The sequence below is a fragment of the Streptomyces sp. NPDC008121 genome (assembly GCF_042957155.1).
GTDB lineage: Bacteria > Actinomycetota > Actinomycetes > Streptomycetales > Streptomycetaceae > Streptomyces.
This window is the reverse complement of the sequence record NZ_JBIBHT010000007.1, coordinates 495,805-519,509: the sequence shown is the minus strand read 5'-3', so window position 1 is coordinate 519,509 and position 23,705 is coordinate 495,805. Positions and strand designations below refer to the sequence as shown.

23 protein-coding genes are annotated in these 23,705 nt (G+C 71.6%); 17 read left to right on the top strand and 6 right to left on the bottom strand.

Going from position 1 to position 23,705, the window contains the following annotated elements:
* Nucleotides 1-233 precede the first annotated feature (233 nt).
* The 6 genes from ACFZBD_RS24990 (at nucleotide 234) to ACFZBD_RS24965 (ending at nucleotide 6,274) form a co-directional block, all read left to right on the top strand.
* Nucleotides 234-1,715, top strand: coding sequence for an MFS transporter (locus ACFZBD_RS24990; RefSeq protein WP_391143301.1), 1,482 nt, complete (start codon nucleotides 234-236; stop codon nucleotides 1,713-1,715).
* 25 nt (nucleotides 1,716-1,740) lie between these two features.
* Nucleotides 1,741-1,941 carry a CopG family transcriptional regulator gene (locus tag ACFZBD_RS24985; protein WP_391143298.1) on the top strand — a complete coding sequence of 67 codons (201 nt, stop codon included), beginning with the start codon at nucleotides 1,741-1,743 and terminating at the stop codon, nucleotides 1,939-1,941.
* Nucleotides 1,938-2,330, top strand: coding sequence for a type II toxin-antitoxin system death-on-curing family toxin (locus ACFZBD_RS24980; RefSeq protein WP_391143295.1), 393 nt, complete (start codon nucleotides 1,938-1,940; stop codon nucleotides 2,328-2,330). The genes ACFZBD_RS24985 and ACFZBD_RS24980 overlap by 4 nt, the downstream gene beginning before the upstream one ends.
* A 102-nt stretch (nucleotides 2,331-2,432) precedes the next feature.
* Nucleotides 2,433-4,223 carry a DEAD/DEAH box helicase family protein gene (locus ACFZBD_RS24975; protein WP_391143292.1) on the top strand — a complete coding sequence of 597 codons (1,791 nt, stop codon included), beginning with the start codon at nucleotides 2,433-2,435 and terminating at the stop codon, nucleotides 4,221-4,223.
* 402 nt (nucleotides 4,224-4,625) lie between these two features.
* Nucleotides 4,626-5,267, top strand: a complete 642-nt coding sequence (locus ACFZBD_RS24970; RefSeq protein ID WP_189975433.1) for an IclR family transcriptional regulator — start codon at nucleotides 4,626-4,628, stop codon at nucleotides 5,265-5,267.
* A 212-nt stretch (nucleotides 5,268-5,479) separates the two neighbouring features.
* Complete coding sequence (locus tag ACFZBD_RS24965) at nucleotides 5,480-6,274, top strand: S16 family serine protease (protein WP_391143289.1); 795 nt, start codon at nucleotides 5,480-5,482, stop codon at nucleotides 6,272-6,274.
* Between the two features lie 31 nt (nucleotides 6,275-6,305).
* Here ACFZBD_RS24965 and ACFZBD_RS24960 read toward each other — a convergent pair whose 3' ends face one another.
* Nucleotides 6,306-6,782 carry an Lrp/AsnC ligand binding domain-containing protein gene (locus tag ACFZBD_RS24960; RefSeq protein WP_391143286.1) on the bottom strand — a complete coding sequence of 159 codons (477 nt, stop codon included), beginning with the start codon at nucleotides 6,780-6,782 and terminating at the stop codon, nucleotides 6,306-6,308.
* Nucleotides 6,783-6,903: 121 nt separating this feature from the next.
* Here ACFZBD_RS24960 and hppD point away from each other — a divergent pair, with 121 nt between their 5' ends.
* Nucleotides 6,904-8,049 carry a 4-hydroxyphenylpyruvate dioxygenase gene (gene hppD, locus ACFZBD_RS24955; RefSeq protein ID WP_391143284.1) on the top strand — a complete coding sequence of 382 codons (1,146 nt, stop codon included), beginning with the start codon at nucleotides 6,904-6,906 and terminating at the stop codon, nucleotides 8,047-8,049.
* A gap of 105 nt (nucleotides 8,050-8,154) precedes the next feature.
* On the opposite strand, the gene ACFZBD_RS24950 is transcribed toward hppD, so the two are convergent.
* On the bottom strand, nucleotides 8,155-9,618 hold the full coding sequence (locus ACFZBD_RS24950) for a tetratricopeptide repeat protein (RefSeq protein WP_391143281.1): 1,464 nt from the start codon (nucleotides 9,616-9,618) through the stop codon (nucleotides 8,155-8,157).
* A 109-nt stretch (nucleotides 9,619-9,727) separates the two neighbouring features.
* Here ACFZBD_RS24950 and ACFZBD_RS24945 point away from each other — a divergent pair, with 109 nt between their 5' ends.
* Nucleotides 9,728-11,107, top strand: coding sequence for an FAD-linked oxidase C-terminal domain-containing protein (locus tag ACFZBD_RS24945; protein WP_391143278.1), 1,380 nt, complete (start codon nucleotides 9,728-9,730; stop codon nucleotides 11,105-11,107).
* 59 nt (nucleotides 11,108-11,166) lie between these two features.
* Here ACFZBD_RS24945 and ACFZBD_RS24940 read toward each other — a convergent pair whose 3' ends face one another.
* A complete protein-coding gene (locus tag ACFZBD_RS24940; RefSeq protein ID WP_391143276.1) occupies nucleotides 11,167-11,694 on the bottom strand; it encodes an SsgA family sporulation/cell division regulator in 528 nt (175 codons plus the stop codon).
* Nucleotides 11,695-12,027: 333 nt separating this feature from the next.
* Between ACFZBD_RS24940 and ACFZBD_RS24935 the strand changes: the two genes are divergently transcribed.
* Together ACFZBD_RS24935 and ACFZBD_RS24930 are read left to right on the top strand one after the other, a co-directional pair.
* Nucleotides 12,028-13,527 (top strand): RDD family protein, encoded by a 1,500-nt coding sequence (locus ACFZBD_RS24935; protein ID WP_391143275.1) that lies wholly within the window; start codon nucleotides 12,028-12,030, stop codon nucleotides 13,525-13,527.
* A 143-nt stretch (nucleotides 13,528-13,670) separates the two neighbouring features.
* Nucleotides 13,671-14,465 carry an RDD family protein gene (locus tag ACFZBD_RS24930; protein ID WP_391143273.1) on the top strand — a complete coding sequence of 265 codons (795 nt, stop codon included), beginning with the start codon at nucleotides 13,671-13,673 and terminating at the stop codon, nucleotides 14,463-14,465.
* Between the two features lie 12 nt (nucleotides 14,466-14,477).
* On the opposite strand, the gene ACFZBD_RS24925 is transcribed toward ACFZBD_RS24930, so the two are convergent.
* On the bottom strand, nucleotides 14,478-14,747 hold the full coding sequence (locus ACFZBD_RS24925; RefSeq protein WP_391143270.1) for a hypothetical protein: 270 nt from the start codon (nucleotides 14,745-14,747) through the stop codon (nucleotides 14,478-14,480).
* A gap of 371 nt (nucleotides 14,748-15,118) precedes the next feature.
* Between ACFZBD_RS24925 and ACFZBD_RS24920 the strand changes: the two genes are divergently transcribed.
* Nucleotides 15,119-17,563 (top strand): immune inhibitor A domain-containing protein, encoded by a 2,445-nt coding sequence (locus ACFZBD_RS24920; protein ID WP_391143267.1) that lies wholly within the window; start codon nucleotides 15,119-15,121, stop codon nucleotides 17,561-17,563.
* A gap of 122 nt (nucleotides 17,564-17,685) precedes the next feature.
* Complete coding sequence (locus tag ACFZBD_RS24915; protein ID WP_365715357.1) at nucleotides 17,686-17,979, top strand: hypothetical protein; 294 nt, start codon at nucleotides 17,686-17,688, stop codon at nucleotides 17,977-17,979.
* A 53-nt stretch (nucleotides 17,980-18,032) separates the two neighbouring features.
* Here the strand turns inward: ACFZBD_RS24915 and ACFZBD_RS24910 are convergent, their stop codons facing one another.
* Both ACFZBD_RS24910 and ACFZBD_RS24905 read right to left on the bottom strand, forming a co-directional pair.
* A complete protein-coding gene (locus tag ACFZBD_RS24910; RefSeq protein ID WP_391143264.1) occupies nucleotides 18,033-18,632 on the bottom strand; it encodes an isochorismatase family protein in 600 nt (199 codons plus the stop codon).
* A gap of 115 nt (nucleotides 18,633-18,747) precedes the next feature.
* Nucleotides 18,748-20,124, bottom strand: a complete 1,377-nt coding sequence (locus tag ACFZBD_RS24905; protein WP_391143262.1) for a nicotinate phosphoribosyltransferase — start codon at nucleotides 20,122-20,124, stop codon at nucleotides 18,748-18,750.
* A 103-nt stretch (nucleotides 20,125-20,227) separates the two neighbouring features.
* Between ACFZBD_RS24905 and clpS the strand changes: the two genes are divergently transcribed.
* From clpS to ACFZBD_RS24880, 5 genes are all read left to right on the top strand, one after another.
* The gene (clpS, locus tag ACFZBD_RS24900) at nucleotides 20,228-20,533 is read left to right on the top strand and encodes an ATP-dependent Clp protease adapter ClpS (RefSeq protein WP_391143258.1); all 306 of its coding nucleotides are present in this window, start codon (nucleotides 20,228-20,230) and stop codon (nucleotides 20,531-20,533) included.
* Entirely contained in the window at nucleotides 20,533-21,111 is a 579-nt protein-coding gene (locus ACFZBD_RS24895; protein ID WP_391143257.1) for a DUF2017 family protein, read from the top strand. The genes clpS and ACFZBD_RS24895 overlap by 1 nt, the downstream gene beginning before the upstream one ends.
* Nucleotides 21,112-21,472: 361 nt before the next feature.
* Complete coding sequence (locus tag ACFZBD_RS24890; protein ID WP_391143254.1) at nucleotides 21,473-22,900, top strand: amino acid permease; 1,428 nt, start codon at nucleotides 21,473-21,475, stop codon at nucleotides 22,898-22,900.
* 78 nt (nucleotides 22,901-22,978) lie between these two features.
* Entirely contained in the window at nucleotides 22,979-23,410 is a 432-nt protein-coding gene (locus ACFZBD_RS24885; RefSeq protein WP_391143251.1) for a Mov34/MPN/PAD-1 family protein, read from the top strand.
* A 90-nt stretch (nucleotides 23,411-23,500) separates the two neighbouring features.
* A complete protein-coding gene (locus ACFZBD_RS24880; protein ID WP_391143248.1) occupies nucleotides 23,501-23,617 on the top strand; it encodes a putative leader peptide in 117 nt (38 codons plus the stop codon).
* The last annotated feature ends 88 nt before the right edge of the window (nucleotides 23,618-23,705 follow it).

Below are 23,705 nucleotides of genomic sequence, written 5' to 3'. Positions count from 1 at the left end.
AAAGTCCCGTCTGGCCGGGGACGCCTGGCACGCACGCTCGCTGCGTTGTCGGTCGTCGGCGCAGCCCGCTGCGCTCTCCTCCCTCCGCCTTGCGATCGCACGCACCAGACGACCCCGGCCCCGCCCTGCGGGCGGACGACGCTACTTCCGACACACGCCCCGGACCATCAGACGACCCCGCCCCCTCCCGGCGACAGGGTCCATCCCTCGCCATGCCCCTTACCCTGAAGCGCATGAGTGCCTTGGAACCCCGAGACGCCGACCCCGGCGTCGCCCCCTCCGTGGACGCCGCGGACCGCCGTCTCCCGGGAGAGGCGAAGGCGTCCGTGCTCGACCGGGCCCATCGGGCGCTCAGCGTCGGCATCGTCTCCGTCGTCGTCCTCATCGCCTTCGAGGCGACCGCCGTCGGCACCGCCATGCCCGTCGCCGCCCGCGAGCTGCACGGCATCCCCCTCTACGCCTTCGCCTTCTCCGCCTACTTCACCACCAGCCTCTTCGCCATGGTCCTGTCCGGCCAGTGGTCCGACCGCGCCGGGCCGCTCGCCCCGCTCACCGCCGGCATCGCCTCCTTCGCCACCGGCCTCCTGCTCTCCGGCACCGCGGGCACCATGTGGCTGTTCATCCTCGGCCGGGCCGTCCAGGGCCTGGGCGGCGGGCTGGTCATCGTGGCGCTGTACGTCGTCGTCAGCCGCGCCTACTCCGAACAGCTGCGGCCCGCGATCATGGCCGCCTTCGCCGCCGGCTGGATCGTCCCCTCCGTCGTCGGCCCCCTCGCCTCCGGCACCATCACCGAGCACCTCGGCTGGCGCTGGGTCTTCGTCGGGATCCCGGTCCTCGTCGTCTTCCCCCTGGCCCTCGCCCTGCCCGCCATCCGCCGCGTCGCCGCCGGCCCCGCCGACCCGGCCGCCCCGCTCCCGCCCTACGACCGGCGCCGGATCCGGCTCGCCCTCGGCATCTCGGTCGGCGCGGGGCTCCTGCAGTACGCCGGGCAGGACCTGCGCTGGCTGTCCCTGCTCCCCGCGGCGGCCGGCGCGGCGCTGCTCGTGCCGTCCGCCCGGGGGCTGCTCCCGCGCGGGACGTACCGGGCGGCCCGCGGCCTCCCCTCGGTCGTCCTGCTCCGCGGCGTCGCGGCCGGGTCGTTCATCGCGGCCGAGTCCTTCGTCCCGTTGATGCTGGTCACCCAGCGCGGCCTGAGCCCCACCCTCGCCGGGCTCTCCCTCGCCGTCGGCGGCGCGACCTGGGCGCTGGGCTCCTACCTCCAGGCGCGGCCGTGGACCGAGCCGTACCGCGAACGGCTGACGGTCGTCGGCATGCTGCTCGTCGCGGCGGCGATCGCGACCGCGCCGAGCGTGCTGATCGCCTCGGTGCCGGTGTGGGTGGTCGCGGTGGCGTGGGGGTTCGGCTGCCTCGGCATGGGCCTGGTCATCGCCTCCACCAGCGTGCTGCTCCTGAAACTGTCCGCGCCCGAGGAGGCCGGCTCGAACTCCGCGGCGCTCCAGATCTCGGACGCCCTCTCCAACGTCATCCTGCTGGCCGCGGGCGGCGCCGCCTTCGCGGCCCTCGGCGGGGGAGCGGTGGGCCATGGGGGCACCTCCGCCTCGGGAGCCCACCCGACGGCCTTCGCGGCGGTCTTCCTGCCGATGGCGGGGGTGGCGCTGGTGGGGGCGTGGGTCTCGACGAGGCTGACGCACAAGGACGCGGTGGTACCAGATTGACCCCAGGGGGTGGTACCGTTCTGGTATGGCCATGAATCTGCGTCTCCGCGACGACCAGACGGAAGCACTCAAGCAGCGTGCCGAGCAGGAGGGCACCAGCATGCACGCCATCCTTCTCAAGGCCGTGGACGACTACCTCGCGCGGACGGCGCAGGAGGCGATCGTCCGTGAGACGGCGAGGGAGCAGGCTCTCAAGTGGCGCGAGCTGATGGACCGCCTGAAGTGAGGTGTGTCTACCTGTCCGCGGAGGACGTCCTCGTCATCGCCGAGCACGCCGTGGACGACCAGAAGGTGGTGGTGCGCGACGCGGGGCTGCTGGAGTCGGCCGTGCACCGGCCGTCGGCGGCCATGTTCGGCGAGGAGGCGTACCCCGACCTCGTCGGCAAAGCGGCCGCGCTGCTCCAGTCCCTGGCCGTCAATCACCCCTTCGTCGACGGGAACAAGCGGACGGCCTGGCTGTCCTGCGTCACGTTCCTCGCGATGAACGGCATCCAGCTGCGCCCGGACATCGACGCCGCCGAGCGCCTGGTCATCGCGGTCGCCGTCGGGGAGTCCGACGAGATCGAGGCGATCGGTCACGCTCTGCGCGCGCTGATCGACACCGACGTGAGCTGAATCGCACCCGCCTCCCTCGCGGGGCGTTCGTACGGGGTTCCGGCCGGGCCGCCGGTAGGGTGGCCCGGTTGTCATATCTGGACGAGCGTCGAACCGGAGACCGTGACTACCACCGCCACCTCCTCCCACCACCTCTCTCCCGCCTTCCCCGGCCGCGCCCCCTGGGGCACCGCCAACAAGCTGCGCGCCTGGCAGCAGGGGGCCATGGAGAAGTACATCCAGGACCAGCCCCGCGACTTCCTCGCGGTCGCGACGCCCGGCGCCGGCAAGACCACCTTCGCGCTGACGCTCGCCTCCTGGCTGCTGCACCACCATGTCGTCCAGCAGGTGACCGTCGTCGCGCCCACCGAGCACCTGAAGAAGCAGTGGGCCGCCGCCGCCGCGCGCATAGGGATCAAGCTCGATCCCGACTACAGCGCCGGGCCGCTCAGCAAGGAGTACCAGGGCGTCGCCATCACGTACGCCGGTGTCGGCGTCCGGCCCATGCTCCACCGCAACCGCTGCGAGCAGCGCAAGACCCTCGTCATCCTCGACGAGATCCACCACGCCGGTGACTCCAAGTCCTGGGGCGAGGCCTGCCTGGAGGCGTTCGACCCGGCCACCCGCCGGCTCGCGCTGACCGGTACGCCCTTCCGCTCCGACACCAACCCCATCCCCTTCGTCACCTACGAGGAGGGGAACGACGGCATCCGGCGGTCCTCCGCCGACTACACCTACGGGTACGGCAACGCCCTCGGCGACGGCGTCGTCCGGCCCGTGATCTTCCTTTCCTACAGCGGCAACATGCGCTGGCGCACCAAGGCCGGCGACGAGATCGCCGCCCGCCTCGGCGAGCCCATGACCAAGGACGCGATCTCGCAGGCCTGGCGCACCGCGCTCGACCCGCGCGGCGACTGGATGCCGAACGTCCTGCGCGCCGCCGACCAGCGCCTCACCGAGGTCCGCAAGGGCATCCCGGACGCCGGCGGGCTCGTCATCGCCTCCGACCAGGACTCCGCCCGCGCCTACGCCAAGCTGATCCGCGAGATCACCGGCACCAAGGCGACCGTCGTCCTCTCCGACGAGGCCGCGGCCTCCAAGCGGATCGACGAGTTCAGCGAGAACGACGACCGCTGGATGGTCGCGGTCCGCATGGTGTCCGAGGGCGTCGACGTCCCCCGCCTCGCCGTGGGCGTGTACGCGACGACCATCTCGACCCCGCTCTTCTTCGCACAGGCCGTGGGACGTTTCGTACGTTCACGCAGGCGCGGTGAGACCGCCTCCGTGTTCCTTCCCACCATCCCCAACCTCCTCGGCTTCGCCAACGAGATGGAGGTCGAGCGCGACCACGTCCTCGACAAGCCGAAGAAGAACGGCGAGGAGGACCCGTACGCCGAGTCCGAGAAGGAGATGGCGGAGGCCGAGCGGCAGCAGGACGAGGACACCGGCGAGCAGGACCAGCTGCCCTTCGAGGCGCTGGAGTCCGACGCCGTCTTCGACCGCGTGCTCTACGACGGCGCCGAGTTCGGCATGCAGGCCCACCCGGGCAGCGAGGAGGAGCAGGACTACCTCGGCATCCCCGGGCTCCTCGAACCCGACCAGGTCCAGCTCCTGCTGCAGAAGCGGCAGGCCCGGCAGATCGCCCACAGCCGCAAGAGGCCGGACTCCGAGGCGGACCTGCTGGAGCTTCCGGCGGAGCGGCGGCCCGTCGTTTCGCACAAGGAACTCCTCGAACTGCGCAAGCAGCTCAACACCATGGTGGGGGCGTACGTCCACCAGAGCGGCAAGCCTCACGGCGTGATCCACACCGAGCTGCGGCGGGTGTGCGGCGGCCCGCCGAGCGCCGAGGCGACCGCCGGGCAGATCCGGGAACGGATCAAGAAGGTGCAGGAGTGGGCGACCCGGATGCGCTGACCGCGCGCCGGCCGGAGCCACCAAGGCCGCGGTCGCCCGGGGCGCCGCGAGGCGACTCACGACAGGGTTCAGGGCCCGTACGCGAACCGCGTACGGGCCCCTCGTATGTCGGTGACGACAAAGCCGATCTTGTCCGTCGAAGTCCTGTGACCGGCCGACTTACGCCCCGAACCGTCTGTATCCGGTCGCTCGCGCCCGGATTCTGGACGAGGTCTTCCGCTGAGCGGAGTGGCTCGCTACTGTCCCCGCAATGAACGCCCCGTGGCAGCGCCGCCGCGGAGCGCAGCCGGTGCGCATGGCCTGCCGGCGGCCTCTGACGTGCGTCGCCGACGGGACCGGTGTCGCAGCTCTCGTCGAGGGTCCGCCGTCACTCACTCCGATCACTCCGAAGGAGAGGGCGTCGTGACCGCGGAGACCTCCCAGACGCTCGACCGGGGACTTCGAGTCCTCAAACTGCTCGCCGACACCGACCACGGTCTGACGGTCACCGAGTTGTCCAACAAACTCGGTGTCAACAGGACCGTCGTCTACCGTCTGCTCGCCACACTCGAACAGCACGCGCTCGTACGACGTGACCTGGGCGGCCGCGCCCGGGTCGGCCTCGGCGTACTCCGGCTGGGCCGCCAGGTCCACCCGCTGGTACGCGAGGCGGCGTTGCCCGCGCTGCGCTCGCTCGCCGAGGACATAGGGGCGACGGCCCATCTCACCCTGGTCGACGGGGCGGAGGCGCTGGCGGTCGCCGTCGTCGAACCGACCTGGACCGACTACCACGTGGCCTACCGGGCCGGCTTCCGTCACCCGCTGGACCGCGGCGCGGCCGGCCGCGCGATCCTCGCCGCCCGCCAGGGCAGCCTGATCGAACCGGGCTTCACGCTCACCCACGGCGAGCTGGAGGCGGGCGCGAGCGGCGCGGCGGCCCCGCTGGTCGGGATCACCGGGATCGAGGGCAGCGTCGGCGTCGTGATGCTCGCCGACGCGGTACCGGAACGGGTCGGCCCCCGCGTCGTGGATGCGGCCCGCGAGGTCGCCGACGCGCTGCGCTAGACCGCATCCGCCCCACGGCCGGAGCGCGCGACCGGCGGCAGTCGCCCCACGGCGGGATCCGTCCCAGGGCCGGAGCGCGTGCCCGGCCGGAGCTCGCCCCACGGCGGTGCTCGCCGCCGGCCGGAGCTCGCCCCACGGCCGGAGCGCGCCGCTCCCCGGTTCCGGGTGCCCGCCGCTCCGGCCGGGCGGGAGCCGCCCAGTAGATTGGGTCCGTGCTCTCCCGTCTCACGCGCAACCGTGCCCTCGCGCTCTGTGCCCTGCCCGTCGCCGCGCTCTTCGCCGTCGTCGGGTTCGCGCCGCTGCCGTTCGCCATCGCGCAGCCCGGCTCGACCGCCGACGTCCTCGGCGCGGACAAGGGGCGCGAGGTCATCACGATCAGCGGCGCCCCCGTCCGCGAGACGGAGGGGAAGCTGCTGATGACCACCATCGTGGCCACCGGCCCCAGCGTGGACAACGACGTCGCGACCGTCGCCGACGCCTGGTTCCGCACCGACCGGGCCGTCCTCCCGCGCGACTCGGTCTACCCTCCCGGCAAGTCGGACGCCGAGGTCGCCAAGCACAACCTGGGCCAGATGAAGCAGTCCCAGGACGCCGCCGTCCTCGCCGCCCTCGGCCATCTCGAGCTGAACCCCAAGGACGTCAAGGTCACCCTGCACCTCGCCGACATCGGCGGGCCGAGCGCCGGGTTCCTCTTCTCGCTCGGCATCGTCGACAAGCTCGACGGCGACGGGGCGGGCCAGGACCTCACCGGCGGCCGGACCATCGCCGGTACGGGCACGATCCAGCCGGACGGCACCGTCGGCGCGGTCGGCGGGGTCTCCCTGAAGACCCAGGCCGCCGGGCGGGACGGGGCGAGCGTCTTCCTCGTACCGAAGGCGGAGTGCGCCGACGCGCAGGCGGAGCTGCCGAAGGGCATGCGGCTGATCCCCGTCTCCACCCTCGACGACGCCGTCGCGTCCCTCCGTGCACTGGACCAGGGCCAGGAGGCGAAGATTCCGCGCTGCTGACGGGCCGTGCGGGAAACCCCGACGCTCCCCCTCAGCCGGGCTCGTCCGTCGCGGCCTGTTCCACCAGCGGAATGATCCGCAGGGGTACGGGATTCTCCATGACGATCGCCGTGGAGGCCCGGACGATGCCGTCGAAGCCGACGACCCGGTCGATGACCCGCTGGAGATCGGCGTTGGAGCGGGCGACCAGCCGGCAGAGCATGTCGCCGTGGCCGGTGGTGGTGTGGAGTTCGAGGACCTCGGGGACGGTCGCCAGATGGGCCCGGACGTCGGTGCCCTGGCCCTGCTTGATCTCCAGGGTCGCGAAGGCCGTCACCGGATAGCCGAGGGCCGCCGGATCGACCTGCGGCCCGAAACCGCGGATGACGCCATTCGACTGCAGGCGGTCCAGCCGGGCCTGGACCGTGCCCCGCGCCACCCCCAGCCGCCGGGAGGCCTCCAGGACCCCGATACGCGGCTCCCGCGCCAGCAGCACGATCAGCCGCCCGTCCAGATGATCGATCGCCACGACGGCCTCCCGATGGTCATCCTGTACAAGTAGTCCGCCCATACTGACCGTCCGCTGTGCATGTTGCCCAGCCCAGCGGCGAACTATTGCGCAGCTTGCCGATCGGCGGGACATTGCCACCATGACTGAGACCATCCAGCACACCCCCTCCACGGCGCGGCAGGCCGACCCCTTCCCCGTGAAGGGAATGGACGCGGTCGTCTTCGCCGTCGGCAACGCCAAGCAGGCCGCGCATTACTACTCCACGGCCTTCGGCATGAAGCTGGTCGCCTACTCCGGACCGGAGAACGGCAGCCGCGAGACCGCCAGTTACGTCCTGACGAACGGCGCCGCCCGCTTCGTGTTCACCTCCGTCATCAAGGCCTCCACGGACCGGGGCCGCTTCCTCGCCGAGCACGTCGCGGAGCACGGCGACGGCGTCGTCGACCTGGCGATCGAGGTGCCCGACGCGCGCGCCGCGTACGCCTACGCCGTCGAGCACGGCGCCACGGGCATCGCCGAGCCGTACGAGATCAAGGACGACCACGGGGTTGTCGTCCTCGCCTCCATCGCGACCTACGGCAAGACCCGCCACACCCTCGTCGAGCGCGGCGGCTACGACGGCCCGTACCTGCCCGGCTTCGCGCCCGCCGCCCCGATCGTCGAGCCGCCGGCCAAGCGCACCTTCCAGGCGATCGACCACTGCGTGGGCAACGTCGAGCTCGGCCGGATGAACGAGTGGGTCGGCTTCTACAACGAGGTCATGGGCTTCACGAACATGAAGGAGTTCGTGGGCGACGACATCGCGACCGAGTACTCGGCGCTGATGTCGAAGGTCGTCGCGGACGGCACCCTGAAGGTGAAGTTCCCGATCAACGAGCCGGCGATCGCGAAGAAGAAGTCGCAGATCGACGAGTACCTGGAGTTCTACGGCGGCGCCGGCGTCCAGCACATCGCCCTCGCCACCAACGACATCGTCGCGACCGTCCGCTCCATGCGGGCCGCCGGCGTCCAGTTCCTCGACACCCCGGACTCGTACTACGACACCCTCGGCGAGTGGGCCGGCGAGACCCGGGTGCCCGTCGAGACCCTGCGCGAGCTGAAGATCCTCGTGGACCGCGACGAGGACGGCTACCTCCTGCAGATCTTCACCAAGCCGGTCCAGGACCGCCCGACCGTCTTCTTCGAGATGATCGAGCGCCACGGCTCCATGGGCTTCGGCAAGGGCAACTTCAAGGCCCTGTTCGAGGCGATCGAGCGCGAGCAGGAGAAGCGCGGCAACCTCTAGTCGTCGGTGCGTGCGTGAAAAGTGGCCCCACGGCGCCGAGCCGTGGGGCCACCCGCATGCCCGGCCCCGCCGCGCCCTACCCACCCGGGCGCCCGGTCCACGCGTCTACGCCGCCGTCCCCCGCGGCCGTTGCCCAGGCTCCGGCTTCTCCTGCCCGTCCGGCTTCGGTGCCGCGGGCTTCGGGGAACCCCCGCGCAGCTCCGGCGGCGGGCCGTCCGACGGCTCGCCCACCTCGGCCACCGCCTCCTGGGCCTTCACCGCGAGCAGCGGCGAGAACCACGGATTGATCCGCAGCGCCTCCGCCAGATGGCGCCGGGCCGGGCCGAGCTCCTCCAGCGTCCGCTCGATCTCCCCCCGGTGGTACGCGAACAGCGCGCTCCGCAGCCCCTCGTCCGTCGCCCGCTTCGCGTACCCCAGCGCCTCCTTCGGCTCCCCGGCCCGGTACAGCGCCCAGCCCAGCGCGTCCGCCACCCGCACCGAGCGGTGCCCGCGCGTCCACTCCGCCTTCAGCCGCCGCACCGCCGCGGCCGGATCGCCGTGGTCCGCCTCGAAGAGGCCCAGCACCACCTCCGCGTCCGACCGGTTGGCCCAGACCCGCGTCCGCAGCAGCCCGTACTGCGCCTGGGCCTCCTCCGGCATCCCCAGCGACTCGAACAGCTCGCCCGCCTCCAGCACGTACTCCGGCACGGGCTGGAGGGCCAGCGCCGCCCGGTAGTCGCGCACCGCCTCGTCCGAGCGCCCCAGCGCCGCCAGCGCGCGCCCCCGTCCCGCCAGCGCCGGAGCGTGCTCCGGCGCGAGACCCAGCGCCGTCCCGTACTGCGCGACCGCCTCCTCCGGCTCGCCCCGCTCCCAGGCCAGATCGCCGAGGCGGGAGAGCGCCACCGCCTTCTCCATGGCGGTCTCCGCCAGACCCACCGCGTCGAGCGCCGCCGCCGAGGCGTCCTCGCGCCAGCCGCGGTCGCGGTACGTCAGCGCCGCCCGCGCGCTCACCGCCGCGCCCGAGTGCAGCTCCCGCAGCCGGTCCATCGCCTTGCGCGCGGAGGCGTACTCCCCGAGACCGTTGTACGCGTCGATCAGCACCGGGTACGTCGACCAGCGCTTCGGGTCCGCCGTACGGACCCCCTCCGCCCAGCTCCGCGCCGACTTCCAGTCACCACGGGCGTTGGCCAGGGCCCCGAGCCCCAGCCGGGCGTCGACGTTCCCGCGCTCGGCCGGCACCACCGCGAGCGAGCGCCGCAGCGCCCGCTCGGCCCGCGGATAGGCCGAGGCGTCGCCCAGCCGTACGCCCCGCTCGGTGTACGCCGCCCCCAGCACCGCCCACGAGCCCTCGTCCTCCGGATGCTTCGCCAGCCACTTCTCCCGGTCGCCGATCAGCGCCGCGAGGTCCGGCAGCGACGCCGGAGCGCCCGCTTCCGCCGCGATCCTCGCCCGCGCGGCCGGTCCGGGGGGCGGCCGGCGGTCGTCGAACAGGCCGGGCGCGAGCTCGGGGGCGTACAGCAGCGCCGTCGCCGCGATCACCGCGCCCACCCCGGCCGCGAGGACCGTCCGCGACACGTTCTCCGTCTTCATGCCGCTCACTGTGCGCCTGTACGAAGAGCACACGAAGCGTCCACTCCGCTGCGCGAAGGCGAACGTCCGGCGGGTTCACACCGATGGCCCCGGGTGCCACGCTGGACGTATGGACGATCTTCTGACGCGGCTCCACGACCGACTGCGGGCCGGCCTGCCCGCCGAGGCGCTGATCACCGACCGGGACGTCACCGCCTCCTACGCCCACGACATGGCGAGCTTCTGCGAGGCCGGCATCCCGGCCGTCGTCGTACTGCCCCGCACGGTGGAGGAGGTGCGGTACGTCATGCGTACCGCGACCGAACTCCGCGTTCCCGTCGTTCCGCAGGGCGCGCGCAGCGGCCTGTCCGGGGCCGCCAACGCCTCCGAGGGCTGCATCGTGCTGTCCCTGGTCAGGATGGACCGCATCCTGGAGATCAACCCCGTCGACCGGATCGCCGTGGTCGAACCGGGCGTGATCAACGCCGTCCTCTCCCGGGCCGTCAACGAACACGGCCTGTACTACCCCCCGGACCCGTCCAGCTGGGAGATGTGCACCATCGGCGGGAACATCGGCACCGCTTCCGGCGGACTGTGCTGTGTGAAGTACGGCGTGACGGCGGAGTACGTCCTCGGCCTCGACGTCGTCCTCGCCGACGGCCGCCTCCTGTCCACCGGTCGCCGCACCGCCAAGGGCGTCGCCGGATACGACCTGACCCGGCTCTTCGTCGGCTCCGAGGGCAGCCTCGGCATCGTGGTGAAGGCGGTGCTCTCGCTCCGGCCGCAGCCGCCCCGGCAGCTCGCGCTCGCCGCCGAGTTCCCCTCCGCGGCCGCCGCCTGCGAGGCCGTCTGCGCGATCATGGAGCGCGGCCACACCCCCTCGCTGCTGGAGCTCATGGACCGCACCACCGTCCGGGCGGTCAACCGGATGGCGCACATGGGGCTCCCCGACACCACGGAAGCGCTTCTCCTGTGTGCCTTCGACACCCCGGACGCGGCCGCCGACCTCGCGGCCGTCGGGGAGCTGTGCACCGCCGCCGGGGCGACCGAGGTCGTCCCGGCCGAGGACGCCGCCGAGTCCGAACTGCTCCTGCAGGCCCGCCGGATGTCCCTCACCGCCCTGGAGGCGATCTCGTCGGCGACGATGATCGACGACGTGTGCGTCCCGCGGACGAAGCTGGCCGCCATGCTGGACGGAACCGCCGCCATCGCCGCGAAGTACGACCTGACCATCGGCGTCTGCGCGCACGCGGGCGACGGCAACACGCACCCGGTCGTCTGCTTCGACCACACCGACGAGGACGAGTCGCGGCGGGCGCGGGAGTCCTTCGACGAGATCATGGCGCTCGGCCTGGAGCTGGGCGGCACGATCACCGGCGAACACGGCGTGGGCGTCCTGAAGAAGGAGTGGCTGGCCCGCGAACTGGGCCCCGTCGGCCTCGAACTGCAGCGGGGCATCAAGCGCACCTTCGACCCGCTGAACCTGCTGAACCCCGGCAAGCTGTTCTGAGCCCCCGGCATCCAGCACCCGTACCGGCTCGACGGCGGTCCGCCGAGCGGCCGTCCGCGTCACACGTCACCGTCCTGCGGCTCGTCCCACGGCCTGGCGCCGTCGCCGCCGAAGGACGGTGACGGGTCGCGCGGCCACACCTCGCAGACCTCGTCCGTGACGGCGGTCGTCGCGAGGATCGCGGCGATCCCGTCGTCCATGCCCAGCCGTTCGGACTCGGTGCCGGACGGCACGGTGCGCAGGGTCCGCTCCAGCCAGGCGCACACCTGCGCGGAGGGCGCCTCCAGCAGGGCGTCACCGTCGGGGGAGGAGAGCGCCATCAGGACGACCTCGCGCCCCTCCACCTTCGTCGGCCACACCCGCACGTCCCCGTGCCCGCAGGGCCGGAACACACCCTCGATGAGCAGCTCACGGGCGAACGTCCAGTCGACCGGGTGCTCCGAGCCGAGGTGGAAGGTGATGTGGACGGCGTACGGGTCGTCGGTGCGGTAGACCAGCCGGGCCGGGACGGGGACGGCGCGCTCGGGGGAGAGCACCAGCTTCAGTTCCAGCTCGCGCTCGACGACGGTGTTCTCGGTGTTCCGCATGGCCTTGCTCCCTCTCGTCTCCGCGGCCCGGGGCGGGCCCGCACGAGGAGAGAGCGCGGGGGCGGCGAGGTATGACGCGACTTCGGGAAAGTTTTTCGGGGGAGGCGGCGGAGGAGGCTCCGTCACGATCGGTGACGGGACACGGGAGAACACCTTTCCGACGGATGACCGTCGGCCTGAGGGTGACGGTGCGTGGCGAGTTTGTGGGGATGTCGCTCGAAGGCGGTTTTTCTCCCGGCCTCCGTCTTCCCGGGGCCGCGTTCTTCGTTACTGTCCTCCTTGGGCGCGCGCCCTATGGTCGTAGCAGCGTTGTGACGGAACGGAGTCGGGGCAGTGGCTACTCCTCCTGGAGCCGGCGGGGAGGTACCGCAGGCCGGGTACTACCCGGACCCGTCCATTCCCGGATACATCCGGTACTGGAACGGGGGCGCCTGGGTGCCCGGGACGAGCCGGCCCGCACCCCAGGAGGGCGAGACCCCGCCCGGCCCGCCGGCCGGCATGACGCCCCCCGGGCCCGCGCTCGCCCCGAGCCCGGCGCCCGCGCCGGTGCCCGCGGTGGAGGAGACCGGCCCCGTCTTCCTCGACGAGGACCCGGACGTCGAGACCCGGCACGACCCCGAGCCGGCGTCGGCCTGGCACGCGGACGTCGCCCGGCAGACCGGGTTCGGCGGCGACCGCGACCAGAAGGTCTCCTGGGGCGCCCCGGACGGGGAGCCCGCGTCCCCGGCGGCCGCGCAGGACCCCCGCGTGGCGGCGGCGACCCCGGCCAGGCTCGGCGGCATGCCCGTCACCCCGGCGACGCCCGCGGATCCGACGGGCGGAGCCCTGCCCGGCGTACGGCGGCCGCAGGCGTCGGCGACGGACCCGCAGCGGCCCGGCGCCGAGGGCACCATGACGATCCGCGCGCTCCCGCCGCAGACGCCGAGGACCGGCCGCGGTGACGCGGCCGACCGGGCGGAGCGGGCGGCGCAGGAGGAGTGGGAAGCGGCCCGGTCCCCGCAGGCCTCCCGCCCGGCGTCCGCCCAGCAAGGACCCCAGGCCCAGAACGCCCCCGCCGCCGCCCGGACCCCCCAGGCCCAGGCCGCCCCCGAAGCCCCGCAGGCGCGGGTACCCAACCCGTCGCAGGCGGCAGCCCCCGCCGCCACCCCCGCTCCGGCCGCCACCCCCGCGCCGGTCACCACCGGCTCCGGTGGCGGCGCGCCCTCCTGGCCGCAGCAGGTGCACCAGCTGGCCCACCCCCAACCCCCGACCCCGGCGGCCGCGGCGGGGACGGCCGAGGCCGAACCGCCCGTGGTGCCCTGGAAGCCGCCCGTCGACGACCCCTTCCTGCGGGCCGCCCGCGCCCAGGCCGCGGCCCGCCCGGCCGGCCTCGGCAAGCGGCTCGTCGCTCGGCTCGTCGACACCGTCGTGCTCGGCGCGCTCACCGGCGCCGTGGCGTTCCCCTTCGTCGTCAAGGCGCTCGACCACATCGACGCCAAGATCGAGGCGGCCAAGCAGTCGGGCGTCACCGTCCAGGTCTGGCTGCTGGACGGCACCACCTCCCTCTACTTCGGCATCGCGCTGGCCGTGGTGCTCGTCCTCGGCCTGCTGTACGAAGCGGTGCCCACCGCCAAGTGGGGCCGCACGCTCGGCAAGAAGCTGTGCGGCCTCCAGGTGCGCGACATCGAGGCGCACGAACCGCCCGGCTTCGGCGCCGCGCTGTGCCGCTGGCTCGTCTACAGCCTGCTCGGGCTGCTCGCGGTCGGCGTCCTCAACGTCCTCTGGTGCCTCTTCGACCGTCCGTGGCGGCAGTGCTGGCACGACAAGGCGGCCCACACCTTCGTCGCGGGCTGACCCCGGGCCCGCCCGGAGCGCCCGAGTCCGGCCGGATGACCCGGGCCGTACGGCCCGACCTTCCGCGATCCCGCCCGTACGGCGGTCCCCCGTACGGGCGGTGAATCGTTGCGGGGCGGCCGCCCGCGGGGTGCACTGCCCCCATGAGCAACGACCAGCCGACGCCCGGACAGCCGCCCGAGGACGATCCGTTCCTCAAGAAGCCGCAGGACCCCACACCGCCGTCGGCGGGGTCCCCCTACGGCAGCCCGCCCCCGGACGGCCCGCCGCCCAGCGGCCCGCCGTCAGGCGGGACGCCCCCCGGAGGCACGCCCCCCGGTGGTCCGCCGCCGGAGGGGCCGCCGCCCGGTGGTCCGCCCCCCGGCGGGCCCCCGCCGGGATCGCCGTACGGCAGCACACCGCCGCCCCCTCCGCCCTACGGCGGCCCCGGTGGCGGTTACGGCGGGGCGGATCCGCTCGCCGGGATGCCGCCGCTCGCCGAGTCCGGCCGGCGCATCCTCGCCCGCCTCATCGACTGGCTGATCATCGCCGTACCGCTCGCGCTCATCGGCATCCCGTTCGACGTCTACCAGCGGGCGACCGACAACGACGCCGACTTCGGCGACACCGTCAACAGCTTCAACGGCGGATCCCAGCTCGTCTTCCAGCTCATCACCATCGTGGCGTACGTCGCCTACGACACCGTGATGACGGCCAAGAAGGGACAGACCCTCGGCAAGAAGTGGCTCAAGCTGCGGGTCGCGATGCTCAACGACGGCTCCACACCGCCGATGAACGCCTCGCTCATCCGCGCCGTCGTGCTCTGGCTGCCCGCGCTGATCTGCTGCGCCTGCCTGTGGCCGCTGCTGATCCTGATCCTGATCCTCGTCGACAAGCCCTACAAGCAGGGCCTCCACGACAAGGCCGCCAAGACCGTGGTGGTCTCCGTACCCAGCTGACGCGACGTACCGCTACGAACCGATCCGGGTATCGGCCCCCGCACCCACGCGGACGGCCGGTTCCCGGATCTCGTCGTTCCGGGGGAGGGGCGGCGCGGCCGGGCGGGGTGTGCGGCGGGCCGGCAGCGTCACCGCCACCAGCACTCCGAGGAGCAGCCCGGCGGCGCAGATGACGGCGATGCCCAGCGTGTCCGTCGTACGGGACAGCAGCAGCAGGGCGACGGTGGAGAAGACGACGGTCGCCGAACCGTAGGCGAGCTGTGCGGCGTTCGGACGCGGCATGACGGTTACCGTCCCTCGAGGCATCGGCGGTTCGCTCCCCCTGGCCGGCGCCGGGTGGGCGCCCGCCCGAGCGACTCTACGAGGGTCCTTGCCCGAGGGGAACCGCCGGTAAGCGTGACCTCACCCACCGTGCGGGTGCACAAGGGGCGCATGGAGTCATGGATCCGCCAACGGCCGTGCGTGGTGCGCCTGTTCGATGTCCGCATTCCGGAGGACAGCTCCTGCATAGTGCACTTGGTATGTGCAAGTCAAGGTCTGTCTTTTCTCGCGTAACTCCGGTCGAATGTCGTCACTTGTGACGCGCGACCCGCCCGCGGACATTACCCCACCTCCGGTCCGTGGCTCCGGGACGCCGGGGAGGACTACATCAAGTGACCAACAGACGACGGGCGCTCAAGGCGTCCGCAGTCGTCGTGGCGCTCGCGGCCACCGCTGCCACCGCCTCGACCTTCACCACCGCATGGGCCGACGACAAGGGCCCGAACGCGCCGGCCGGCATCGAGCGCCAGGACCCGGCCCCGGGTGCGCACGTGGACAAGACCGCGGTCGACCACGACCTCGACGGCCCGTTCAGCAAGCAGCAGGCGCAGCAGCGCGAGGCCGCGCTGGAGCAGGTGCTGAGCGGCGACGCCAAGGTGGAGCGCCGCGGGGGCTCCCAGGTCGTCAAGCTCGACAGCAAGAAGTACGTCGAGCTGGGCCGGGAGAAGACCGACAAGATCTTCACCATCCTCGTCGAGTTCGGTGACAAGGTCGACAACACGACCCTGGTGGACCGCGCCGACGACGACACGGCCGAGCCGAAGCCGAAGTTCGGCGGCACGCCCGGCCCGCTGCACAACCGGATAGCCCAGCCGGACCGCTCGAAGGACAACTCGACGGCCTGGCAGAAGGACTACAACCAGCAGCACTTCCAGGACCTCTACTTCGGCACCGGCAAGGACAAGAAGACCGGTCAGCCGAAGGAGTCCCTGAAGACCTACTACGAGAAGACCTCCTCCGGCCGGTACTCGGTCGAGGGCGGCGTCTCCGACTGGGTCAAGGTCGACTACAACGAGGCCCGCTACGGCTCGAACTACTGCGGCAACAGCAACTGCGCCAACGTCTGGGACGCCGTCCGCGACGGTGTCACCGCGTGGACCGCCGACCAGAAGGCCAAGGGCCGCACCGACGCCCAGATCAAGGCCGACCTGGCGCAGTACGACCAGTGGGACCGCTACGACTTCGACGCCGACGGCAACTTCAACGAGGCCGACGGCTACATCGACCACTTCCAGATCGTCCACGCGGGCGAGGACGAGTCCGCGGGCGGCGGCGCCCAGGGCCCCGACGCCCTGTGGGCGCACCGCTGGTACGCGTACGGCACGGACGCGGGCAAGACCGGCCCGGCGCAGAACAGGTCCGGCGGCACGCAGATCGGCAACTCCGGCATCTGGGTCGGCGACTACACGATGCAGCCCGAGAACGGCGGCCTCGGCGTCTTCGCCCACGAGTACGGTCACGACCTCGGTCTGCCCGACCTGTACGACACCTCGGGCAAGCCCGGCGCGGAGAACTCGACCGGCTTCTGGTCCCTGATGTCCTCCGGTTCCTGGCTCGGCCGGGGCAAGGACGCCATCGGCGACCTGCCCGGCGACATGAACTCCTGGGACAAGCTGCAGCTCGGCTGGCTCAACTACACCAAGGTGAGCAACGAGCAGCGCGGCACGAAGTCCACCCACAAGCTGGGCGTGGCGGAGTACAACACCAAGAACCCGCAGGCGCTCGTCGTCGAGCTGCCGAAGAAGAAGGTCACCACCGACGTCGTCGCGCCCGCCGAGGGCGCCACGCAGTGGTGGAGCGACATGGGTGACGACCTCAAGAACACCCTGACCCGCTCCGTCGACCTCACCGGCAAGTCGAAGGCCACCCTGGAGCTCAAGGGCTGGTACGACATCGAGCTGGACTACGACTACCTCTACACCGAGGTGTCGACGGACGGCGGCGCCAACTGGACGGCGCTGGACGGCACCGCCGACGGCAAGCCGCTGCCGCGCGACGCGAGCGGCGCCCCGGCGCTGACCGACGTCTCCGGCGCGTACAAGAACCTGGTGTACGGCCTGGACGCCTACGCGGGCAAGAAGTTCGACCTCCGCTTCCGCTACCAGACGGACGGCGGCGCGGGCGGCAAGGGCTTCGCGGCCGACGCCATCACGCTGACCGCCGACGGTGCCGCCGTCTTCTCGGACAACGTCGAGAACGGCGACAACGGCTGGACCGCCAAGGGCTTCTCGCGGATCGGCAAGGGCTTCACCAAGGAGTACGAGCAGTACTACCTCGCGGAGAACCGCCAGTACGTCTCGTACGACGCCACCCTGAAGGTCGGCCCGTACAACTTCGGGTTCACCGGCGACAAGGCGAGCTGGGTCGAGCACTACCCGTACCAGAACGGTCTGCTCGTCTGGCTGTGGGACACCTCGCAGAAGGACAACAACACGGCCGTCCACCCGGGCCAGGGCCTCATCCTCCCGGTCGACGCGCACCCGACGCCGCTGAAGAACGCCGACGGCACCCTGATGCGCAACCGCGTCCAGGCGTACGACTCGACGTTCGGCACCTACCGCACCGACGCCATCAAGCTGCACAAGGCGGGCGTGCCGGCGCGGGTCGGTTCGCAGCCCGGCAACCCGGTCTTCGACGACCGGCGGGGCACGTACTGGTACACGGAGACCGAGCGGGCCGGTGTCAAGGTAACTGACACCAACACCAAGATCCAGGTCGTCAAGGAGCCGAAGGACGGCCAGACGATCACCGTCCAGGTGGGTCCGTCGCAGAAGTAAAGAGCATCACCGCAGGTCAAAGCATGATCGGCCGTCGCCCTCTAGCGGGCGACGGCCGATCGTGTTTAGGTGCGTCTGACAGATCCTTATTGACAGCGACCGTACGGGGGAGTGGTTCCGGCATGCCCGGTGGAGGTTTTTGCAAGTTGCCAGGGGGCAGCGTGGTCGTCGCGATCGGGCTGCCCAGCCCGGCCGGCGACGGCGCCACCGTCCGCTTCCTCGTCCACGCGGCGAACCGTGCCCGCGCCCTGACCAGGCTGCGGAACCACGGGCTGCGGGCGGTCTACCTTCGGGGCAACGCGGAGCCCCCGACCCCGGACGAGATCACGGCGGTCCTCCACCACCCGGACGGCCTCCTGTGGCGCTCCACGGCCCAGGAGCTGTGGCACCCCATACGCTCCCTGCCGACCGGCTGAGACCCGCCCGGGCCCGCGTGATCGCGGGCCAGGCGGGACTTTCCGGACACGAACTAGGCCACGACCGGCTTCCCGGTCAGCTCGACGCCGGCGCCGCGCAGCTCCTCCAGGGCGCGGTCCGTCGTCTCCTTGGCGACGCCCGCCGTGAGGTCCAGCAGGACGTGCGTCCGGAAGCCCTCGCGGGCCGCGTCCAGCGCCGTCGCCCGGACGCAGTGGTCCGTGGCGATGCCCACGACGTCGACCTCCCCGACCTCACGCTCCCGCAGCCACTCGGCAAGGGTCATGCCGTTCTCGTCACGCCCCTCGAAGCCGCTGTACGCCGCTTCGTACGCCCCCTTGTCGAAGACGGCCTCGATCGCCCCGCTGGCGACCGCCGGCGCGAAGTTCGGGTGGAAGCCGACGCCCTCCGTACCGGCGACGCAGTGCACCGGCCACGAGGTGACGTAGTCGGGCTCCTGGCCCTCCGGCGCGAAGTGGTCGCCCGGGTCGACGTGGTGATCGCGGGTGGCCACCACGTGCCGGTACGCGGCGCCCGCCGCCTCGCCGACCAGGTCGGTGATGGCGGCGGCGACGTCCGCCCCTCCCGTCACCGCGAGGCTGCCGCCCTCGCAGAAGTCGTTCTGAACGTCCACGACGATCAATGCGCGGTGCATGGGGCGTGTCCTTAGCGGGTCGGAAGGGGGGAACGACGGCGAGCCTGGAGACTTCGAGCCTAGAGACTTCCCGCTCCCTTCGGGAGGGGGCATTTCAGGGCGGTACGACTGCGTCCTACATGTACTCGGTCGGCAGCACCGGCTCACCCCGGGACAGCTGCATGGCCGACATCGGCAGCCCGGCCCGCGCCGCGATGTGCCGCGCCCTGGCCGCCTCCAGCGGCTCGCGGGCCACCACGTCACCGCCCTTGACCAGCTCGACGAGCAGCTGCCGGTCGGCCAGCTCCGGCGGGACCGGGCCGGTGCCGAGGACCTCCGCCTCGGCCACGCCGTACGCGTCGGCCCGCCGGGCCGCCCACTTGCGGCCGCCGACCGACGCCTTCCCGCCCAGCGACTTCTTCGCCACCGCCGTCAGCGGCGCCTCGGGGTCCGCCGACTCGGCACGGGCGACCAGCTTGTACACCATCGAGCAGGTGGGGTGCCCGCTTCCGGTGACCAGCTGCGTCCCCACGCCGTACGCGTCGACCGGGGCCGCAGCCAGGGACGCGATGGCGTACTCGTCCAGGTCCGAGGTGACCACGATCCTGGTCTCCGTCGCGCCCAGCTCGTCGAGCTGCGCCCGCACCCGGTGCGCCACGAGGAGCAGGTCCCCGGAGTCGATCCGTACGGCTCCGAGCTCCGGTCCCGCCACCTCCACGGCGGTCCGGACGGCCTCGGCCACGTCGTAGGTGTCGACGAGCAGCGTCGTGCCCCGGCCCAGCGAGTCGACCTGGGCCCGGAAGGCGTCCCGCTCGCTGTCGTGCAGCAGGGTGAAGGCGTGGGCGGAGGTGCCGACGGTCGGGATGCCGTAGCGGAAGCCGGCCGCGAGGTCGGAGGTGGAGTCGAAGCCGCCGACGTACGCGGCGCGCGCCGAGGCGACGGCGGCGAGCTCGTGGGTGCGCCGGGCGCCCATCTCGATCAGCCGCCGGCCGCCGGCCGCCGCCGACATCCGGGAGGCGGCCGCCGCGATGGCCGAGTCGTGGTTGAGGATCGACAGGATCACGGTCTCCAGGAGCACGCACTCGGCGAAGGAGCCCTCGACCCGCAGCAGCGGCGAACCGGGGAAGTACACCTCGCCCTCGGGGTAGCCCCAGATGTCGCCGGAGAAGCGGTAGCCCGCCAGCCACTGCAGGGTCGCCTCGTCGACGATGGCCTGCTCCCGCAGGAAGCCGAGCACCTCCGGGCCGAACCGGAAGTTCTCGACGGCGTCCAGGACCCGCCCGACGCCGGCCACCACGCCGTAGCGCCGCCCTTCGGGCAGGCGACGGGTGAAGACCTCGAAGACGGAGCGTCGTTCGGCGGTGCCGCCCCGGAGGGCCGCCTGGAGCATGGTCAGCTCGTACTGGTCGGTGAAGAGCGCGGTCGACGGCACGTCCACCGGGAGCCCGCCACCGCCCCTCTTCCGAAGCGTTTCGCGCTCGTCTTCCTGGAGCCCAAGGTCCGCAGCGTTCATGTCGGCGATGCTACCCCCGAATACTCGTCAGAGTGACGATTTCTACGTCCGGCCGTGCGACCCGTTTGTGCGACACGCCACTCCGGGTGGCAGCATGGGGTGAGTGAGCGTCGCGCCTATCGAGATCGAACGTACGGAATCGTCCGAGGACACCTTCGCGGTCGTCGAACCGGATGTGCCGTGGGTGACGATCGTGCACAACGACCCGGTCAATCTGATGAGCTATGTGACCTACGTCTTCCAGGCGTACTTCGGTTACTCCAAGGACAAGGCGCACAAGCTGATGCTCGACGTGCACCACAAGGGCCGCGCGGTGGTCTCCGCCGGCACGCGCGAGGAGATGGAGCGGGACGTGCAGGCGATGCACGGCTACGGCCTCTGGGCGACGCTGTCGCAGGACCGCGGCTGATGGCCGGCCATTTCGAGGCGCTGCCGGGCGGCGGCGCGGCCGTGGCGCTCGACGAGGTCGAGATCTCCATCCTCCGCTCCCTCGCCGTCCAGCTCATGGAGCTGATCGGGCCGGGCGACGAGCCCGTCGAGGGGGAGGACCCGCTGGCGGCGCTCTTCGCGGAGGGTCCGAGCGAACCGCCCAGCGATCCCGCGCTCAAGCGGCTCTTCCCCGATGCCTACGGCGACGAGGACGAGGAGCTGCGGGCCGCCGCGGCCGACTTCCGCCGGTACACCGAGAAGGACCTGCGCTCCCGCAAGCGCGCGGACGCCCTCGCCGTAGTCCGCGGTCTCGACGCGCTGACCTCGACCGGGGACGGCGGCGCCGTCCTCAAGCTCACCGCCGACGAGTCCCGCGCATGGCTCGGCGCGCTCAACGACCTGCGGCTGACGATCGGGACCCGCCTGGAGGTCACCGACGAGGACGAGAGCGGCGAGCTCTACCGGCTGCCGGACTCCGATCCGCGCAAGCCGATGGTCATGGCGTACCTCTGGCTCGGCGCGCTCCAGGAGTCGCTCGTCGAGACGCTGATGCCGTAGGTCCGACGGGCCCCCGTGCGGGGGCCCGTCGCCGCGGCCCGGCGTTCCCCGGACCGTCACGCTCTGTTCGCTCAGCGGACGCTCAAATCCGCATAACGAATACGTCACCAAAGTGTTCTAGCTTGCCGTCTTGAGTCCTTTCTGTCCGCTTCTCCCTGTGGTGTGCGCCACAATCGCCCCCGTCGATCACTGTTTCCACCGTGATAAATCTTCACGACCGCCCGGGGACGCCACCCCTGTTCCCGGGGGCGCTTTGACCGGCTGACCGCCGGTAGCACTCCATCCACATCCGGGGGGATCAGGACCTGATCCGCAGCCAGACGCAGTCGGCGCGGATCAGCATGGAGAAAGGCGCACCACCATGACCTCAGTGCAGGTCGACCAGCACAACGACGGCACCGACGGGGCCGTGGGCGGCGGCGAGGGCTACCAGCGCGGCCTCGGCGCCCGGCAGATCCAGATGATCGCGATCGGCGGCGCCATCGGCACCGGCCTCTTCCTCGGCGCCGGCAAGGCCATCGCCAAGGCGGGCCCCAGCCTGATCCTCGCCTACGCGATCGCGGGCCTGGTCATCTTCTTCATCATGCGGGCCCTGGGCGAACTGCTCATGTACCGCCCGGTGTCGGGCTCCTTCGCGGAGTACGCCCGGGAGTTCGTCGGCCCCTTCTGGGGCTTCGTGACCGGATGGACGTACTGGCTCTTCTGGGTCGTCACCGGCATCACCGAGGTCACCGCGGCGGCCACCTACATGACGTACTGGTGGGACATCCCGCAATGGATCTCCGCACTGGTCTTCACGGTCATCCTCTACGGCGCCAACCTGATCTCCGTGAAGCTCTTCGGTGAGCTGGAGTTCTGGTTCTCCATGGTCAAGGTCACCGCGATCATCGGCATGATCCTGATCTGCGCCGGCATCCTCACCATCGGCTTCTCCGACGCCGGCGACACCGCCTCGGTGTCCCACCTGTGGGACCAAGGCGGCTTCTTCCCCACCGGCATCGGCAACACGCTGATGACCCTGCAGATCGTCATGTTCGCCTTCCTCGCGGTCGAGCTGGTCGGCGTCACCGCCGGCGAGTCCAAGGACCCGAAGACGGTCCTGCCCAAGGCGATCAACACCGTGCCGTGGCGCATCGCCGTCTTCTACGTCGGCGCGCTCATCATGATCCTGTCGGTCGTGCCGTGGACCAAGTTCAAGCCGGGCGTCTCCCCGTTCGTCGCCGCCTTCGAGGAGATGGGCCTCGGCGTCGGCGCCGCCATCGTCAACTTCGTGGTGCTGACGGCGGCCCTCTCCTCCTGCAACTCGGGCATGTACTCCACCGGCCGCATGCTGCGCGACCTCGCGCTCAACGGCCAGGGCCCGAAGGTCTTCACCCGGCTCACCAAGAACGGCACCCCGCTGCTCGGCCTGACCTTCTCGGCCTCGCTGATGCTGGTCGGCGTCTGGATCAACTACGTCGCCCCGGGCAAGGCCTTCGAGTACGTCGTCTCCTTCGCCACCATCTCCGGCATGTGGGCCTGGATCATGATCCTGGTCAGCCAGATCCGCTACCGCGCCAAGGCGAACCGCGGCGAGCTCCCCGAGTCCACCTTCAAGGCCCCCGGAGCCCCGTACACCAGCTGGTTCGCGCTCGCCTTCATCCTCATGGTCATCGTGATGATGGGCATCGACGAGGGAGCCCGCGTCTCCCTCTACTGCGCGCCCGTCTGGGGCCTCGTCCTGGGCGTCGCCTACCTGGTCCTGAAGTCCCGCAACCCGCAGGGCGCGGCCTTCAACAAGCGCTCGTAGGACCACCGCAGTCCAGCATTCGGGCCGCTCCGTACCACTCCTCGGTACGGAGCGGCCCCTCTGCTTATCCTGTCGGACATGCTGACCATCACCCGGGCCCTGTACGACCAGATCGTGGAACACTCCCGCGCGGACCACCCCGACGAGGCCTGCGGCGTGGTCGCGGGTCCCGTCGGCAGCGGCCGCCCCGAGCGGTTCATCCCGATGCTGAACGCCGCGCGCTCGCCCACCTTCTACGAGTTCGACTCGGCCGACCTGTTGAAGCTGTACCGCGAGATGGACGACCGGGACGAGGAGCCCGTGATCATCTACCACTCGCACACGGCGACCGAGGCCTACCCCTCCCGTACGGACATCTCCTACGCGAACGAGCCCGCCGCCCACTACGTCCTGGTCTCCACGGCCGACACCGACGAGGCGGGACCCTTCCAGTTCCGCTCCTTCACCATCGTCGAAGGCGTCGTCACCGAGGAGGACGTGCAGGTCGTCGAGGCCTACGTCGAGGCCTGACCACCGCGCCCGTCCGACAGGCGAGCAGCGCTCGTCCGTCATGTGAGATCACATTCCGGAACCCGGACCGGGAATCGATACGATGACCGCATGGTTTCCCACGACGTGAGCGAACAGACGCCGGGCACACTGCTGCTCGTGGCCCGTCTGCACGTCGACCTGTGCCGCCTCGCCAGCGCGATGTGTACGCCCCGCGCTGCGTTCTGATCACCGATCCACGGCCCGAGCGCACCTCCCGTACCACCCCCTCCGCGCGGGGGCCCCAGCCGCGCGCCCACCACGTCACTCCCGACAG